Source organism: Streptomyces sp. NPDC003327, assembly GCF_053589515.1.
In genome coordinates this window covers 15,207-31,916 of record NZ_JBSFSA010000061.1, presented here as the reverse complement: position 1 = coordinate 31,916, position 16,710 = coordinate 15,207, and the positions used below count along the sequence as shown (strand labels likewise).

Annotated in this window: 8 protein-coding genes, 1 tRNA gene and 1 rRNA gene; 9 read left to right on the top strand and 1 reads right to left on the bottom strand. The window is 71.6% G+C overall.

Going from position 1 to position 16,710, the window contains the following annotated elements:
- A 5S ribosomal RNA gene (gene rrf / locus ACWDVG_RS29445) occupies nt 1-93 on the top strand; the annotation flags it as partial.
- Between the two features lie 5 nt (nt 94-98).
- Nucleotides 99-171: transfer RNA gene (locus ACWDVG_RS29440), tRNA-Thr, on the top strand.
- A gap of 102 nt (nt 172-273) precedes the next feature.
- On the opposite strand, the gene ACWDVG_RS29435 is transcribed toward ACWDVG_RS29440, so the two are convergent.
- Complete coding sequence (locus ACWDVG_RS29435; protein ID WP_451703660.1) at nt 274-2,919, bottom strand: SpoIIE family protein phosphatase; 2,646 nt, start codon at nt 2,917-2,919, stop codon at nt 274-276.
- 359 nt (nt 2,920-3,278) lie between these two features.
- Between ACWDVG_RS29435 and ACWDVG_RS29430 the strand changes: the two genes are divergently transcribed.
- The 7 genes from ACWDVG_RS29430 to ACWDVG_RS29400 all read left to right on the top strand — a co-directional run bounded on the left by ACWDVG_RS29430 (nt 3,279) and on the right by ACWDVG_RS29400 (nt 16,604).
- On the top strand, nt 3,279-8,687 hold the full coding sequence (locus ACWDVG_RS29430; RefSeq protein WP_451703659.1) for a HAMP domain-containing protein: 5,409 nt from the start codon (nt 3,279-3,281) through the stop codon (nt 8,685-8,687).
- A 295-nt stretch (nt 8,688-8,982) separates the two neighbouring features.
- Nucleotides 8,983-9,657: a response regulator gene (locus tag ACWDVG_RS29425; protein WP_451703658.1), complete on the top strand. Its 675-nt coding sequence runs from the start codon at nt 8,983-8,985 to the stop codon at nt 9,655-9,657.
- A 124-nt stretch (nt 9,658-9,781) separates the two neighbouring features.
- A complete protein-coding gene (locus tag ACWDVG_RS29420; RefSeq protein ID WP_451703656.1) occupies nt 9,782-12,661 on the top strand; it encodes a DNA translocase FtsK in 2,880 nt (959 codons plus the stop codon).
- 222 nt (nt 12,662-12,883) lie between these two features.
- A complete protein-coding gene (locus tag ACWDVG_RS29415) occupies nt 12,884-13,711 on the top strand; it encodes a RodZ domain-containing protein (RefSeq protein ID WP_451703654.1) in 828 nt (275 codons plus the stop codon).
- A gap of 138 nt (nt 13,712-13,849) precedes the next feature.
- Nucleotides 13,850-15,415, top strand: coding sequence for a 30S ribosomal protein S12 methylthiotransferase RimO (rimO, locus tag ACWDVG_RS29410; protein ID WP_451703653.1), 1,566 nt, complete (start codon nt 13,850-13,852; stop codon nt 15,413-15,415).
- A complete protein-coding gene (gene pgsA, locus ACWDVG_RS29405; protein ID WP_451703651.1) occupies nt 15,412-16,086 on the top strand; it encodes a CDP-diacylglycerol--glycerol-3-phosphate 3-phosphatidyltransferase in 675 nt (224 codons plus the stop codon). The genes rimO and pgsA overlap by 4 nt, the downstream gene beginning before the upstream one ends.
- Nucleotides 16,083-16,604 (top strand): CinA family protein, encoded by a 522-nt coding sequence (locus ACWDVG_RS29400; RefSeq protein WP_451703650.1) that lies wholly within the window; start codon nt 16,083-16,085, stop codon nt 16,602-16,604. Before pgsA ends, ACWDVG_RS29400 begins: the two co-directional genes overlap by 4 nt.
- Nucleotides 16,605-16,710 lie beyond the last annotated feature (106 nt).

Genomic DNA, 16,710 nt, shown 5'->3' with positions numbered 1-16,710 from the left:
ACGCCCGGTTACATTCCGAACCCGGAAGCTAAGCCTTTCAGCGCCGATGGTACTGCAGGGGGGACCCTGTGGGAGAGTAGGACACCGCCGAACAACCCGCCCTTTTAGCTCAGTCGGCAGAGCGTCTCCATGGTAAGGAGAAGGTCAACGGTTCGATTCCGTTAAAGGGCTCAGAGAAAAGGCCCCCGCCTCAGGCGGGGGCCTTTTTGCGTTCCTGGGCAGGAACGGTGGGGAGCCGACCGCCCCGACGCGAGGTGGCCGGCTCCGTGGGGGTCAGCTGGGGTCCGGTTCCTGGAGGCGCATGGCCAGGATCGCCATGTCGTCGGAGGCCGGGGCCTGGGCGAAGCGCTCGACAGCGCGGAGGATACGGGCGGAGACCGCGCCGGCCGTCAGGCCCGTACAGGTCTTGAGGACTTCGGCGAGGCCGTCGTCGCCGAGCATGCGGGTGCCCTCGCGGCGTTCCGTCACGCCGTCCGTCACACAGAGGAGGACGTCGCCCGGGTCGAGCCGGACGGTCTCCTCGTACAGCTCCAGGTCGTCCATGACGCCCAGGAGCGGCTGCGGTTCGGCCGCGGGGGCGACCGTGCCGTCCTGGCGGAGGCGGAGCGGGAGCGGGTGGCCGGCGCAGACGACCTTCAGGACGGCCGAGCCGTCGGCCTGCGGGTGCATCTCGCCGTACAGGAGCGTCAGGAAGCGGCTGCGGGCGCCCTCGTCGAGGATCGCCGCGTTCAGGCGCTCCAGGACCGCCGGGCCGCCGAAGCCCTCGCGGGCCAGGAGGCGCAGGGCGTGGCGGGCCAGGCCCGTGACCGCGGCGGCCTCGGGGCCCGTGCCGCAGACGTCGCCGATGGCGAAGCCGTAGGCGCCGTCCCTGATGGGGAAGACGTCGTAGAAGTCGCCGCCGACCTCGTTGCCCTCGCCGGCGGCGCGGTAGATGACGTCGACCTCGACGCCGGGGATGTCGGGGAGGCCGGGCGGCAGGAGGCTGCGCTGGAGGGACTGGCTGATCGCCACGCGCTCCGAGTACAGCCGGGCGTTGTCCAGGGCCAGGGCGGCTCGGCGCGAGAGGTCCTCGGCGAGCTCCAGGATCTCCTGGCGGAAGTGGTCCTCGACCGGGCGGCCGAGCGTGAGCATGCCGATGACGCGGTTGCGGGCGACGAGGGGAAGGACGACCGTCTCGCCGGCGACGGCGCTCGCGGTGGCGAGCGTGGTGTCGATGCCGGAGGAGAGCGGGCTGCCCGGGTTGTCGAGTTCGCGGACCGAGGCCGAGAGCGCGGCCTGCTGGGCGGCGTCGGCCGGAGCGGTCCACGCCCGGGCCCCGGGCGTCGGCACCGGGTCCGGCGGGGCGATCGAGGAGAGCAGGGCCTTGAGGCCGTCGATGCGGTCCTCGTCCTCGTGGAGCACGTAGGAGAGGTAGGGCTCGGAGGCCGTGTCGGCGATCGTGTAGACCGCGCACCAGGTGGCGAGGGTCGGGACCGTCATCTGGGCCATCAGGGCCAGGGTCTGGTCGCGGTCGAGGGTTCCGGCCAGGAGGTCGGAGGCCTCGACGAGGAAGCTGAGGGAGCCGCGGCGCAGGCGCTCCAGTTCGCCCAGGCGGGCGGACTCGACGGCGAGGGCGATGCGGTCGGCGGCGAACTGGAGGCGCAGGGCCTCCTCGTTCGAGTAGCGGTTCGCGGTCTCCGCGGCGACGCCGAGGGAGCCGGTGAGCCGGCCCTCGACCTTGAGCGGGACGGTGACGACCGAGCGCATGCCGGTGCCTTCGAGGAGCGGTACGGCGCCGGGGACGGCGGCCAGGTCCTCGTGGACGGCGGGCATGCGGGCGGAGCCGTACCGGCTGGCGCCCGTCTCGACGGGGACCCGGGCGAACCGCTGGCGGGCCGAGGGGAGGCCCGTGGTGGCCCGCACCTCCAGCTCCGTCTCGTCGTCGGTGGCGAGGAGGAGGAAGGCGGCGTCGCCGTCGAGCATGTCGCGGGCGCGCTCCACCGTGCGCTGGAGGAGGCCGTCGAGGTCGTCGGGGGCGGGGGAGCCGATGAAGATCTCGAAGGGGTCGGCGGCGCGGCTCTCGGAGCCGGGGTCGGCGGCCGGGCGCTGGGGGGTCTGGAGGACGGCCCGCTCGTGTTCGCGCACGAGGAGGCAGACCGTGGACGGCTCGCCCTGGGAGTCGCGTACCCGCAGGTGGGAGGCGTACACGGGGACGACGCGGCCGTCGGCGCAGCGGATGCCGTAGCTGCCCTCCCAGCGGGAGAGGCGGAGGGCCTCGGCGAGGCCGGTGCCGATGCCGGGGGTGTGGGGCCAGGCGGCGAGGTCGCCCAGCGGCTTGCCGGTGACCTGGTCGGCCGCGTATCCGAAGAGTTCCTCGGCGTCGTCGTTCCAGGCGGTGATGGCTCCGCCGCGGTCGATCTGGGTGACGGCGACCCGGACGCGGCTGTCGGCGACCGGGAGGAGGGCGTCGGGGAGGACCGGGCCGGCGGAGCGGGTGCCGACGGGGCGGCGGGGGAGGTCGAGGTGGAACCAGACGTGCTTGCGGGTGGGGGAGTAGTCGACGCCCCAGCGGGAGGCGAGCGCCGCGCAGAGGAGGAGGCCGCGGCCGTTCTCGCGGTCCGGGTGGGCGACGGTGCGGCCGCCCTGGACGGGGATCTCGCGCTCGGGGTAGCGGTCGGCGACCTCGACGCGGATGCTCTCCTCGGCGCGCAGGCAGAGGACCTCGGCGGAGGTGCCGGCGTGGATCACGGCGTTGGTGACGAGTTCGCTGGTGAGGACGGTGGCGTCGTCGACGAGCTCGGGGTGGCCCCAGCCCTGGAGGGTGTCCCGGACGAACGCGCGCGCGGCCGCGACGGACCGCCCGACGGGCTCGAAGGTGGCAGTCGCCCGCGCGGTGATCACAGCACTCCTCGTACGCGTCTCGACGCCCGGCTCTGCCATGCTCGGTCTGTCCCTCCCGCTGCCCGGTGGTCGTACGCGCGCCACACCGCCCCCGCCGGGCGGACCGGGGCGGTTGGACAGCCGAAAGCCAGGTTACTTACCTTCGCTGTCCGCACGTGTGCCGGTCACCACTGTTTCCGTCCCCCCGGGGTGGGGACGTTGTGCGAAGCTGCCGAACTGTTATCGCCTGGTTCGGTCGCGGTGAAACACTGGGCAGGCTACCGGTGAGAGCCGGAGCGGTACGGTCGACCCCTTTCGGGAGGGACACGGTGGAGTCTGGCACGGCGACGCGTCGGGGCAGCGGCAGCGGCAGCGGCACGCGCGCGAGGGGCGGGCGTGCCCGTGGCGGGACGGTCCAGGTGGACGCGGCGGCTCTGGAACGGCTGCTCGGCGCGCTGGTGTCGATGCGCGACGGGAACCTCCGCAGGCGGCTCACGGTCTCCGGTGACGGGGTCATGGCGGAGATCTCCGCCGTGTTCAACGAGGTCGCCGACCGGCAGATGCACGTGACGGGTGAGCTGTCGCGGGTGCGCCGGGTGGTGGGGCGCGAGGGCAAGCTGTCCGAGCGGCTGGAGGCCGGGGCCACCGAGGGGGCCTGGGCGGCGGCCATCGAGGCGGCGAACGCGCTGGTCGACGATCTGGCGCGGCCGGTGTCCGAGGTGGGCCGGGTGCTTTCGGCGGTCGCCGAGGGCGATCTCGACCAGCGGATGGACCTTCGTTCGGAGGGTGCGGACGGGGCCGTGCGGCCGCTGCGCGGGGAGTTCCTGAAGGTCGCGCGGACCGTCAACAACCTCGTCGACCAGCTGTCGAACTTCGCGTCGGAGGTGACGAGGGTCGCCGTCGAGGTCGGCACCGACGGCATCCTGGGCGGGCAGGCGCAGGTGCGCGGGGTGTCCGGGTCGTGGAAGGACCTCACGGACTCGGTCAACACGATGGCGTACCGGCTGACGGCGCAGGTGCGGGACATCGCGCTGGTGACGACGGCGGTGGCCAACGGCGATCTGTCGCAGAAGGTCACGGCGAACGTGGCCGGCGAGATGCTGGAGCTGAAGAACACCGTCAACACGATGGTGGACCAGCTGTCGTCGTTCTCCTCCGAGGTGACCCGCGTCGCGCGCGAGGTGGGGACGGAGGGGGAGCTGGGCGGTCAGGCCGAGGTGGCCGGGGTCGCCGGTGTGTGGAAGGACCTCACGGATTCCGTCAACACGATGGCGGGGAACCTCACCAATCAGGTGAGAGGGATCGCCGAGGTGACGACGGCGGTCGCCAACGGCGACCTGTCGCAGAAGGTCACGGTGAGCGCGCGGGGCGAGATCGCGCAGCTCGCCGACACGATCAACCAGATGACCGACACGCTGCGGATCTTCGCCGACGAGGTGACCCGGGTGTCGGGCGAGGTCGGTGCGCAGGGTCTGCTCGGCGGTCAGGCGCAGGTGCCGGGTGCGGCGGGCACGTGGAAGGACCTCACAGACTCGGTCAACACCGTCTTCCGGAACATCACCACGCAGGTGCGGGACATCGCGCAGGTGACGACGGCGGTCGCCAACGGCGACCTGTCGCAGAAGGTCACGGTGGACGTGGCCGGCGAGATGCTGGAGCTGAAGAACACCGTCAACACGATGGTGGACCAGCTGTCGGCGTTCGGTTCCGAGGTGACCCGGGTGGCCCGGGAGGTCGGCGTCGAGGGTCTGCTCGGCGGTCAGGCCGAGGTGCCGGGCGCGGCCGGTACGTGGAAGGACCTCACCGATTCGGTGAACACGGCGTTCCGGAACCTGACCGGTCAGGTGCGGGACATCGCGCAGGTGACGACGGCGGTCGCCAACGGCGACCTGTCGCAGAAGGTCACGGTGGACGTGGCCGGCGAGATGCTGGAGCTGAAGAACACCGTCAACACGATGGTGTCGCAGCTGTCGGCCTTCGCGGACCAGGTGACCAGGATGGCCAGGGACGTGGGCACCGAGGGGCGGCTCGGCGGTCAGGCGCGGGTGGACGGCGTCTCCGGGCGGTGGCGCGAGCTGACGGACTCCGTGAACTTCATGGCCGGGAACCTGACGTCGCAGGTGCGGCAGATCGCGCAGGTGACAACGGCCGTGGCGCGGGGTGACCTGTCGCAGAAGATCGACGTGGACGCCCGGGGCGAGATCCTGGAGCTGAAGAACACCATCAACACGATGGTGGACCAGCTGTCCGCCTTCGCCGCGCAGGTGACGCGGGTGGCCCGTGAGGTGGGCACCGACGGACGGCTCGGTGGTCAGGCGCAGGTGCCGGGTGTGGCCGGTGTGTGGCGTGACCTGACCGATTCCGTGAACTTCATGGCGGGGAACCTGACGGCGCAGGTGCGCAACATCGCGCAGGTCGCCACCGCGGTGGCGCGCGGTGACCTGTCGCAGAAGATCGACGTGGACGCCCGGGGCGAGATCCTGGAGCTGAAGAACACCCTCAACACGATGGTGGACCAGCTGTCCAACTTCGCCGAGCAGGTGACGCGGGTGGCCCGCGAGGTGGGCACCGAGGGCATCCTGGGCGGTCAGGCCGAGGTGCAGGGGGTCTCCGGCACCTGGAAGGACCTGACCCAGTCGGTGAACTTCATGGCGAACAACCTGACCAGTCAGGTCCGCAACATCGCCGAGGTCACCACGGCCGTCGCCATGGGCGACCTGTCGAAGAAGATCACCGTCGACGCCCGGGGCGAGATCCTGGAGCTGGTCACCACCGTCAACACGATGGTCGACCAGCTCTCGAACTTCGCGGACGAGGTCACGCGCGTGGCCCGTGAGGTGGGCACGGAGGGCATCCTCGGCGGTCAGGCCCGCGTCCGTGGGGTCACCGGCACGTGGAAGGACCTCAGCGACAACGTCAACCTGATGGCGAACAACCTGACGAGTCAGGTGCGGAACATCTCCCGGGTCTCGGCGGCCGTCGCCAACGGCGATCTGACGAAGAAGGTGACGGTCGAGGCGCGCGGCGAGGTCGCCGAGCTCGCCGAGACCGTCAACACGATGGTGGCGACCCTGTCGAACTTCGCGGACGAGGTCACGCGCGTGGCCCGTGAGGTGGGTACGGAGGGCGAACTGGGCGGCCAGGCCCGGGTGCCGGGCGTCTCGGGCACCTGGAAGGACCTCACCGAGTCCGTGAACTCGATGGCGTCCAACCTCACCGGTCAGGTGCGCCAGATCGCCGCCGTCACCACCGCCATCGCCAAGGGCGACCTCACCAAGAAGATCGACATCGACGCGCGCGGTGAGATCCAGGAGCTGAAGAACACCATCAACACGATGGTCGACCAGCTGTCGAACTTCGCCGAGGAGGTCACGCGCGTGGCCCGCGAGGTGGGCACGGAGGGCATCCTCGGCGGTCAGGCCCGCGTCCGGGACGTCGACGGCACCTGGCGGGACCTCACCGAGTCGGTGAACGAGATGGCCGGGAACCTGACCCGGCAGGTGCGGGCCATCGCGGCCGTCGCCACCGCGGTCACCCGCGGCGACCTGAACCTGAAGATCGACGGTGTGGACGCGGCGGGCGAGATCCAGGCCCTCCAGGACAACATCAACACCATGATCACCAACCTGCGCGACACCACCCTCGCCAACGAGGAGCAGGACTGGCTGAAGGGCAACCTGGCCCGCATCTCCGGTCTCATGCAGGGCAGGCGGGACCTCGACGACGTCGCCTCGCTCATCATGAGCGAGCTGACGCCGGTGGTCTCCGCCCAGCACGGCGCCTTCTTCGTCGCGATGCCGACGGGCTCCGCGCACGGCGAGGCCGAGCTGGTGGGCGAGGGCGACGGCTCGTACGAGCTGCGGATGCGCGGGAGCTACGGCTACTCGGCCGGGTCCATGCCGACCTCGTTCCGGCCCGGGGAGACGCTCATCGGGACGGCCGCTGAGGAGAAGCGGACCATCCAGGTCAACGTGCCGCCCGGCTACCTCAAGATCTCCTCGGGGCTCGGCGAGGCGGCGCCCGCGCACGTGATCGTGCTGCCGGTGCTCTTCGAGGGCAAGGTCCTCGGTGTCATCGAGCTGGCCTCCTTCCAGCCGTTCACGCAGATCCAGCGGGACTTCCTCAACCAGCTGGCCGAGCTGATCGCGACGACGGTCAACACCATCAGCGTCAACACCAAGACCGAGGTGCTGCTCCAGCAGTCGCAGGAGCTCACCGAGCAGCTGAAGGAGCGCTCGGCGGAGCTGGAGCACCGGCAGATGGAACTCCAGGGCTCCAACGCCGAACTGGAGGAGAAGGCGGAGCTCCTCGCCCGCCAGAACCGGGACATCGAGGTGAAGAACACCGAGATCGAGGAGGCCCGGCAGGTCCTGGAGGAGCGCGCCGAGCAGCTCGCGGTCTCGATGCGCTACAAGTCGGAGTTCCTGGCCAACATGTCGCACGAGCTGCGCACGCCGCTCAACTCGCTGCTGATCCTGGCCAAGTTGCTCGCCGACAACGCCGAGTCGAACCTGACGCCGAAGCAGGTGGAGTTCGCCGAGACCATCCACGGCGCCGGGTCGGACCTGCTGCAGTTGATCAACGACATCCTCGACCTGTCGAAGGTCGAGGCGGGCAAGATGGACGTGTCCCCGACACGTATCGCGCTCGTGCAGCTCGTCGACTACGTGGAGGCGACCTTCCGGCCGCTCACGGCGGAGAAGGGACTGGACTTCTCGGTGCGGGTCTCGCCCGAGCTGCCGGCCACCCTCCACACCGACGAGCAGCGGCTGCTGCAGGTGCTGCGCAACCTGCTCTCCAACGCGGTGAAGTTCACCGACGCCGGGGCGGTCGAGCTGGTCATCCGGCCCGCCCACGCGGACGTGCCGCAGTCGATCCGGGAGCAGCTCCTCGAGGCCGGGTCCCTGCGGGACGCGGACGCGGACCTGATCGCGTTCTCGGTCACGGACACCGGCATCGGGATCGCGGCGAGCAAGATGCGGGTCATCTTCGAGGCCTTCAAGCAGGCGGACGGCACGACCAGCCGCAAGTACGGCGGCACGGGCCTCGGCCTGTCGATCAGCCGGGAGATCGCGCGGCTGCTCGGCGGTGAGATCTTCGCGGCCAGCGAGCCCGGCCGCGGTTCGACGTTCACCCTCTACCTGCCGCTCAACCCGACGGAACCGCCGTCGAGCGGGTACGGGCAGGGCGCGCCCGGCTCCGAGGACCCGCAGCACGCGGCGGAGGGCGAAGCCGCGGGCGCGACGCCGTTCCCGCACTTCCCGACCGCTCCCGTACGGACGGAGTCGCGGTCCGGGGCCGGGGCGCTCTTCCGGCACCGCAGGAAGGCGGCCGCCGAGGCGGCGGAGGCGCGGAGTTCGGCGCCCGGTCAGGCGGGGCAGACGGGGGCGGGGGCCGAGGCGGAGCGCGGGGAGCAGGAGGCGGAGGCCGAGCCGCGCCGTACGTTCTCCTTCTCCGGCGAGCGGGTGCTCATCGTCGACGACGACATCCGGAACGTCTTCGCGCTCACCAGCGTCCTGGAGCAGCACGGGCTGTCCGTGCTCTACGCGGAGAACGGGCGCGAGGGCATCGAGGTCCTGGAGCAGCACGACGACGTGGCCGTGGTGCTCATGGACATCATGATGCCGGAGATGGACGGGTACGCGACCACGACGGCGATCCGGCGGATGCCGCAGTTCGCGGGGCTGCCGATCGTCGCGCTCACGGCGAAGGCGATGAAGGGCGACCGGGAGAAGGCGATCGAGTCGGGCGCGTCGGACTACGTGACCAAGCCGGTCGATCCCGACCACCTGCTGTCCGTGATGGAGCAGTGGATGCGGGGGAAGTGACCCGTGGCGCCGGGGCCCGCGCGACGCGCCCGCGCGGGCCCCGGCCGTCGCTGACGGACTGTCGCCACGGGGGTGTGAGGGCCCGGGATACGGGGAACCTTCTGGTCTCCCACCGCGTTTCCGGTAGGTGCACAGTGACATCGCGGTGACAGGGTGTGGCGACGGGCGGGGTGCGGCTACGATGACCGGCACAAGGACGGACGGCGCCAGGATGCCGTCTTCTGGGGCGGCGCCCGGTGCTTTCCCCGGTTCCGGGAGCCGGGGCGAGCCGCTGCCGGGACGAGGAGGACGGGGCATGGTGCAGAAGGCCAAGATCCTCCTGGTCGATGACCGGCCGGAGAATCTGCTGGCGCTGGAGGCCATTCTCTCCGCGCTCGATCAGACACTGGTGCGGGCATCGTCCGGGGAGGAAGCGCTCAAGGCGCTGCTGACGGACGACTTCGCGGTGATTCTCCTCGACGTGCAGATGCCGGGCATGGACGGGTTCGAGACCGCCGCGCACATCAAGCGGCGCGAGCGGACCCGGGACATCCCGATCATCTTCCTCACCGCCATCAACCACGGGCCCCACCACACCTTCCGCGGGTACGCGGCCGGCGCCGTGGACTACATCTCGAAGCCGTTCGACCCGTGGGTGCTGCGCGCCAAGGTCTCCGTCTTCGTCGAGCTGTACATGAAGAACTGCAAGCTGCGCGAGCAGGCGGCGCTGCTGCGGCTCCAGTTGGAGGGCGGCGGCGAGGGCGGCCACGGCAAGGAGTCCGCCGGGCTGCTCGCCGAGCTCTCCGCGCGGCTCGCCGCGGTCGAGGAGCAGGCCGAGGCCCTGTCGAAGCAGCTCGACGACGACTCCGCCGACGCCGCGGCCGTGGCCACCGCGGCGCACCTGGAGCGGAAGCTCACCGGGTTGCGCCGGGCCCTGGACGCGCTGGAGCCCGGCACGGGCGGCGGGCCCCCGATGCCGGCCCAGAACTGACGTAGCGTCATGCCACAGGGCGGCGGGTGATCCGGCGTCAGCTCGCCGCCACGCCAAGGGCGACACGTTCGGGTGAGGCGGGTGAGGCGGGACAGCCCGACGCTCCACCGGTAACCTCAGCACCATGGCTTCACGTACGTCCGGCAAGGGTTCCCAGGGCACGGCGGGCACCGCACAACCGCGCGCCGGCCGGACGACGGGCGCCGCGAAGAGAACCGCGGCCGCCAAGTCCGTCGCGAAGTCGACCGCGAAGTCCCCGGGGAAGCCGCCCGCGAAGAAGGCGGCGGCCAGGAAGGCCGCGCCCGCCAAGCGGGCGCCCGCGCGGAAGACCGCCGCCAAGAAGGCGCCGCCCCGCCCCGCGCCGTCCCCGACCGGGGGCGTCTACCGCCTCGTGCGGGGCATCTGGCTCGGCCTCGCCCACGCGGTGGGGGCGGTGTTCCGGGGGATAGGGCGCGGAGCCAAGGGCCTCGACCCGGCCCACCGCAAGGACGGGCTCGCGCTGCTGCTCCTCGGCGTCGCGCTGATCGTCGCGGCCGGCACCTGGTCGAACCTGCGCGGTCCCGTCGGCGACCTCGTCGAGATGCTCGTCACCGGGGCCTTCGGGCGGCTCGACCTGCTCGTACCGCTGCTTCTCGGCGCGATCGGCGTGCGGCTGATCCTGTATCCGGAGAAGCCGGAGGCCAACGGGCGGATCGTCATCGGACTGTCCGCGCTCGCCATCGGCGTCCTCGGGCAGGTGCACATCGCCTGCGGTTCGCCGGGGCGCGGGGACGGCACCGAGGCCATGCAGGACGCGGGCGGTCTCATCGGCTGGGCCGCGTCCAAGCCGCTCGTCTTCATGATGGGCGAGGTCCTCGCCGTACCGATGCTGGTCCTGCTGACGATCTTCGGGCTGCTCGTCGTGACCGCCACCCCGGTCAACGCCATTCCGCAGCGGCTCCGCGCCCTCGGCGCCCGGCTCGGGATCGTCGAGCCGGCCGGGGACGCCGTGGCCGAGGGGTACCCGGGGTACGAGGAGTACGACGAGGAGTGGCGCGAGGCGCCGCCCCGGACCGCCCGGCCGGCGCGGCGCAGGGCGGCCGGCCCCGCCGCGCCGTACGACGTGGACCGGGCGGAGGAGGAGGCGCTCGGCCGGCGCGGCCGCGGGGCGCGCCGCCCGGCGGAGCGGCCCGCCTTCGACCACGGCCTCGACCCGGTCGACGTGGCCGCCGCCGCGGCCGCCGCGCTCGACGGCGCCGTGCTCAACGGGATGCCGCCGTCGCCGCTCGTCGCCGACCTCACCCGGGACGTCACGGCCGAACGGGCCGCCGCCGTGGCCGCCGCCGCGGCGGGGGCGGAGGCCGCGGAGGCGCCGTCCGGGCCCGCGGCCGCTGCGGCTCCGGCTTCGGCTGCGGCTCCGGCGAACGTGCCGACGGCCCGGGGGAGCGGGAAGCGTCCCGCCGGGGTCGTACCCGATCTGACCAAGCCCGCCCCCGAGCCGACGGACCTGCCGGCGCGGGCCGAGCAGCTCCAGCTCTCCGGCGACGTCACGTACGCCCTGCCCTCGCTCGACCTGCTGGAGCGGGGCGGCCCCGGCAAGACCCGCAGCGCCGCCAACGACGCCGTCGTCGACGCGCTCACCACCGTCTTCACCGAGTTCAAGGTCGACGCGGCCGTCACCGGCTTCACGCGCGGGCCGACGGTCACGCGGTATGAGGTCGAGCTCGGCCCGGCCGTGAAGGTCGAGAAGATCACGGCCCTGACGAAGAACATCGCCTACGCCGTGGCCTCCCCCGACGTACGGATCATCTCGCCGATCCCCGGGAAGTCCGCGGTCGGCATCGAGATCCCGAACAGCGACCGGGAGATGGTGAACCTCGGCGACGTGCTGCGCCTCGCGGACGCGGCGGGCGACGAGCACCCGATGCTGGTCGCGCTCGGCAAGGACGTCGAGGGCGGCTACGTGATGGCCAACCTGGCGAAGATGCCGCACGTCCTGGTCGCCGGCGCCACCGGATCCGGCAAGTCCTCCTGCATCAACTGCCTGATCACGTCGATCATGATAAGGGCGACCCCCGAGGACGTCCGGATGGTGCTCGTCGACCCCAAGCGGGTCGAACTCACCGCCTACGAGGGCATCCCGCACCTGATCACGCCGATCATCACCAACCCCAAGCGGGCCGCCGAGGCCCTCCAGTGGGTGGTGCGCGAGATGGACCTGCGCTACGACGACCTGGCGGCCTTCGGCTTCCGGCACATCGACGACTTCAACGAGGCCATCCGCAACGGCAAGGTCAAGCTGCCCGAGGGCAGCGAGCGCGAGCTGAAGACCTATCCGTACCTCCTGGTCATCGTCGACGAGCTGGCCGACCTGATGATGGTCGCGCCCAGGGACGTCGAGGACGCGATCGTCCGCATCACCCAGTTGGCGCGCGCGGCCGGCATCCATCTGGTGCTCGCGACCCAGCGGCCGTCCGTGGACGTCGTCACCGGACTCATCAAGGCGAACGTGCCCTCGCGGCTCGCCTTCGCCACCTCCTCGCTCGCCGACAGCCGGGTCATCCTCGACCAGCCGGGGGCCGAGAAGCTCATCGGCAAGGGCGACGGCCTCTTCCTGCCGATGGGCGCCAACAAGCCCGTCCGCATGCAGGGCGCGTTCGTCACCGAGGCCGAGGTCGCGGCCGTCGTGCAGCACTGCAAGGACCAGATGACCCCGGTCTTCCGGGACGACGTCACCGTCGGGACCAAGCAGAAGAAGGAGATCGACGAGGACATCGGCGACGACCTCGACCTCCTGTGCCAGGCCGCCGAGCTGGTCGTCTCGACCCAGTTCGGCTCCACCTCGATGCTCCAGCGCAAGCTGCGCGTCGGCTTCGCCAAGGCGGGGCGGCTCATGGACCTGATGGAGTCGCGGAACATCGTCGGGCCGAGCGAGGGGTCCAAGGCGCGGGACGTGCTCGTCAAGCCGGACGAGCTGGACGGGGTGCTCGCCGTGATCCGGGGGGAGTCGGACGGGGGGGAGTAGCGGCGGAGCGGCGGGGGTACCCGTTCGAGACCGGGCCGAGACTCACTCGTAAGGGAACGGAGGGCAACCGTTTCCCCTGGCCGTACGTCAAGTTGGACGGAGGGACAGAAGGATGTCCCAGCCTCATGGCGTACAAACAGCACCCGCCCGGTTGCCCCACCCTTTCGTACCACCCATAGACTGAACGTCCAGCAGGTGGCTACACGCTCGAAAGGCGCTCTCGTGTCCATCGGCAACTCCCCCGAAGACGACCGGACGTTCCCGGCAGACGACCGGGACTCGATCGGTCGCGCTCTCCAGCAGGCCCGCATCGCCGCCGGTCTCACCGTCGAAGAAGTCAGTGCCTCCACGCGTGTCCGGATCCCGATCGTGCACGCGATCGAGGAGGACGACTTCTCGCGGTGCGGCGGAGACGTCTACGCCCGCGGTCACATCCGCACGCTCGCGCGTGCCGTCGGGCTCGATCCGGCGTCGCTGATCGAGCAGTACGACGCCGAGCACGGCGGCCGCCCCGCGCCCACCCCCGCCGCCCCGCTCTTCGAGGCGGAACGCATCCGTCCCGAACCGCGCCGGCCCAACTGGACCGCCGCCATGGTCGCGGCGATCGTCGCCGTCGTCGGCTTCGTCGGCTTCACCATGTTCGACGGACCGGAGGCGCCGAGGGGCACCACCGCGGCCGACGGCGGACCCGCGCCGGCCCCGGAGAAGGGCAGCGCCACGGCCAAGCCGAAGCCGACCAGGCCGGCCGCGCCCAAGCCCACGGAGAGCGCCATCGCCGCCGTGCCGCGGGACAAGGTCACGGTGAAGCTGACCGCCACCGAGGGCAAGAGCTGGATCTCGGCCAAGGCCGCCGACGGGAAGCTGCTCTTCGACGGGCTCCTCCTGGAGGGCGAGTCCAAGACCTTCCAGGACGGCGAGCGCGTCGACCTGGTCCTCGGCAACGCCGGCGCGATCGAGCTGTACGTGAACGGCAAGAAGGTCGCCGACCGGTTCGAAGCCGGGCAGGTCGAGCGGCTGTCCTACACGAAGGGCGACCCCGAGGCCGGGTGAGCCCCCGGGTGTGCGGGGCCACCCGCGGAGGCCGGGTGAGCCCCCGACGCTCCGGGTGGGCCCCCTGGATGTGACGTCCGTCGCGCAGGTGAACCCTGCGCGACGGGTCCGCGGCCGGGACGAAGTAGTCTTGAGCCCATGCCCGAACGCCGTACCGTCGCCCTTGTCACTCTTGGCTGCGCCCGTAACGAGGTGGACTCGGAGGAGCTCGCAGGCCGCTTGGCAGCGGACGGCTGGGAGCTCGTCGAGAACGCCGAGGACGCGGACGTCGCCGTCGTCAACACCTGTGGATTCGTCGAGGCCGCCAAGAAGGACTCCGTCGACGCCCTGCTCGAAGCCAATGATCTGAAGGACCACGGCAAGACCCAGGCCGTGGTCGCCGTCGGCTGCATGGCCGAGCGCTACGGCAAGGAGCTGGCCGACGCCCTCCCGGAGGCCGACGGCGTCCTCGGCTTCGACGACTACGCCGACATCTCCAACCGCCTCCAGACCATCCTCAGCGGGGGCAGTGTCGAGGCCCACACCCCGCGCGACCGGCGCAAGCTGCTGCCGCTGTCGCCCGTGGAGCGCCAGAAGGCCGCCGCCGGGATCGCCCTGCCGGGGCACGGCACGGTCGAGGCGCCCGCCGGGACCTCCGCCGGTGCCTCCGCTGCGACCGGCGCCCCGCTCGCGGCTCCCGTCGCGCCCGAGGGCGTGCCGGCCGACCTGCCCGAGGGGCTCGCGCCCGCCTCCGGGCCGCGCTCCCCGCTCCGTCGCCGGCTGGACACCAGCCCCGTCGCCTCCGTGAAGCTGGCCTCCGGCTGCGACCGGCGCTGCTCCTTCTGCGCGATCCCGTCGTTCCGCGGCTCCTTCGTCTCGCGCCGTCCCTCGGACGTGCTCAACGAGACGCGCTGGCTCGCCGAGCAGGGCGTGAAGGAGATCATGCTGGTCTCCGAGAACAACACCTCCTACGGCAAGGACCTCGGCGACATCCGGCTCCTCGAGGGCCTGCTGCCCGAGCTGGCCGCCGTCGACGGCATCGAGCGCGTCCGGGTCAGCTACCTCCAGCCCGCCGAGATGCGCCCCGGCCTGATCGACGTGCTGACCTCCACCGAGAAGGTCGCGCCCTACTTCGACCTGTCCTTCCAGCACAGCGCCCCCGACGTGCTGCGGGCCATGCGCCGCTTCGGCGACACCGACCGCTTCCTGGAGCTCCTGGAGACCATCCGCTCCAAGGCGCCCACGGCCGGCGCGCGCTCCAACTTCATCGTGGGCTTCCCCGGCGAGACCGAGGCGGACTTCGCCGAGCTGGAACGCTTCGTCACCCACGCCCGCCTCGACGCGATCGGCGTCTTCGGTTACTCCGACGAGGACGGCACCGAGGCCGCGACGTACGAGCACAAGCTCGACCAGGACGTCGTGGACGAGCGGCTCGCCCACCTCTCCCGGCTCGCCGAGGAGCTCACCGCGCAGCGCGCGGAGGAGCGGATCGGAGAGATCCTGGAGGTACTCGTCGAGTCCGAGGACGAGGAGGAGGACGGCTGGATCGGCCGGGCCGCCCACCAGGCGCCCGAGACCGACGGCCAGGTGCTCCTCACCGCCGAGGACGGCGCGGGCCTCGACGGCCTCCAGCTGGCCCCGGGCCGGATGGTCAGGGCGAAGGTCGTGGCCGCGGAGGGCGTCGACCTCGTCGCCGTATGTCTGTCCGAGGAGGCGGCCAGATGACCGGAGTCCCGGCATCCGCCACGGGCGGGACCGGTAGGCCTGCGCCCCACGGCAAGCTGGGCACTGCGGCCGTCAACCAGGCCAGCCTGTGGAACATCGCGAACATCCTCACCATGATCCGGCTCGTCCTCGTGCCGGGTTTCGTGGTGCTGCTGCTCCAGGACGGCGGGCACGACCCCGTCTGGAGGGCCTGGGCGTGGGCGGCCTTCGCGGTGGCCATGATCACGGACGTCTTCGACGGACACCTCGCCCGCACGTACAACCTGGTGACCGACTTCGGAAAGATCGCCGACCCGATCGCGGACAAGGCGATCATGGCGGCCGGCCTGATCTGCCTCTCCTCTCTCGGGGATCTCCCCTGGTGGGTGACGGTCGTCATCCTCGCCAGGGAGCTGGGGATCACCCTGATGCGGTTCTGGGTGATCCGGCACGGCGTCATCCCCGCAAGTCGCGGCGGCAAGATGAAGACGCTGGCCCAGGGCACGGCGGTCGGCATGTACGTCCTCGTGCTCACCGGCCCGCTCGCCACCCTGCGCTTCTGGGTGATGGGCGTCGCCGTCGCGCTGACCGTCGTCACCGGCCTGGATTATGTGCGACAGGCGGTCGTCCTGCGGCGCAGGGGCCTCGCCGCGGAGCGGGCGGCCGCGCGGTCGGAGGCGTCGGCGCGATGAACGAGGCCGCCCGGGTGCTGGCGCTGCTCGCGGAGCGTGGTCACACGATGGCCGTGGCGGAGTCGCTCACGGGGGGTCTGGTGGCCGCGGAGTTCACCGGAGTGCCGGGTGCCTCGGCCTCCTTCCGGGGCTCGGTCACGGCCTACGCGACGGACCTGAAGCACGCGCTGCTCGGGGTGGACCGCGCCCTGCTCGCGGAGCGCGGCGCGGTGGATCCCGAGGTCGCGCTGCAGATGGCGGCGGGTGCGCGGGACCGGCTCGGGGCCGACTGGGGCGTCTCGACGACCGGGGTGGCGGGGCCCGATCCGCAGGACGGGCAGCCGGTCGGAACGGTCTACGTGGCGGTCGCCGGACCGGCCGGGGCGGGCGCGGGGGTCGGGAAAGTGGTCTCGTTGAGGTTGAACGGCGACCGCGCGGAAATCCGTAGAGAGAGTGTACGGAGCGTGCTGGAGCTGCTCCGTGAAGAACTTTCGGGAAATGCGCGGGCACAGGATACGGAACAGAACGGGGGGACTTGATGTTTGCAGCCCTGAGTGAACACGACATCGCTCCCCGCACGGCCGCAGCGCGAGGCGGTACGGTGGGGCGAGAAGGATGCGGCTACGCGGTCCGAGGAGGGAGCCA

What these genes read in the sequence shown, in the direction of transcription:
- ACWDVG_RS29420 (WP_451703656.1), top strand. Translation starts at nt 9,782, where the DNA reads ATGGCTTCACGTACGTCCGGCAAGGGTTCCCAGGGCACGGCGGGCACC.
- ACWDVG_RS29400 (WP_451703650.1), top strand. Translation starts at nt 16,083, where the DNA reads ATGAACGAGGCCGCCCGGGTGCTGGCGCTGCTCGCGGAGCGTGGTCAC.
- pgsA (WP_451703651.1), top strand. Translation starts at nt 15,412, where the DNA reads ATGACCGGAGTCCCGGCATCCGCCACGGGCGGGACCGGTAGGCCTGCG.
- ACWDVG_RS29435 (WP_451703660.1), bottom strand. Translation starts at nt 2,919, where the DNA reads ATGGCAGAGCCGGGCGTCGAGACGCGTACGAGGAGTGCTGTGATCACC.
- rimO (WP_451703653.1), top strand. Translation starts at nt 13,850, where the DNA reads ATGCCCGAACGCCGTACCGTCGCCCTTGTCACTCTTGGCTGCGCCCGT.
- ACWDVG_RS29425 (WP_451703658.1), top strand. Translation starts at nt 8,983, where the DNA reads ATGGTGCAGAAGGCCAAGATCCTCCTGGTCGATGACCGGCCGGAGAAT.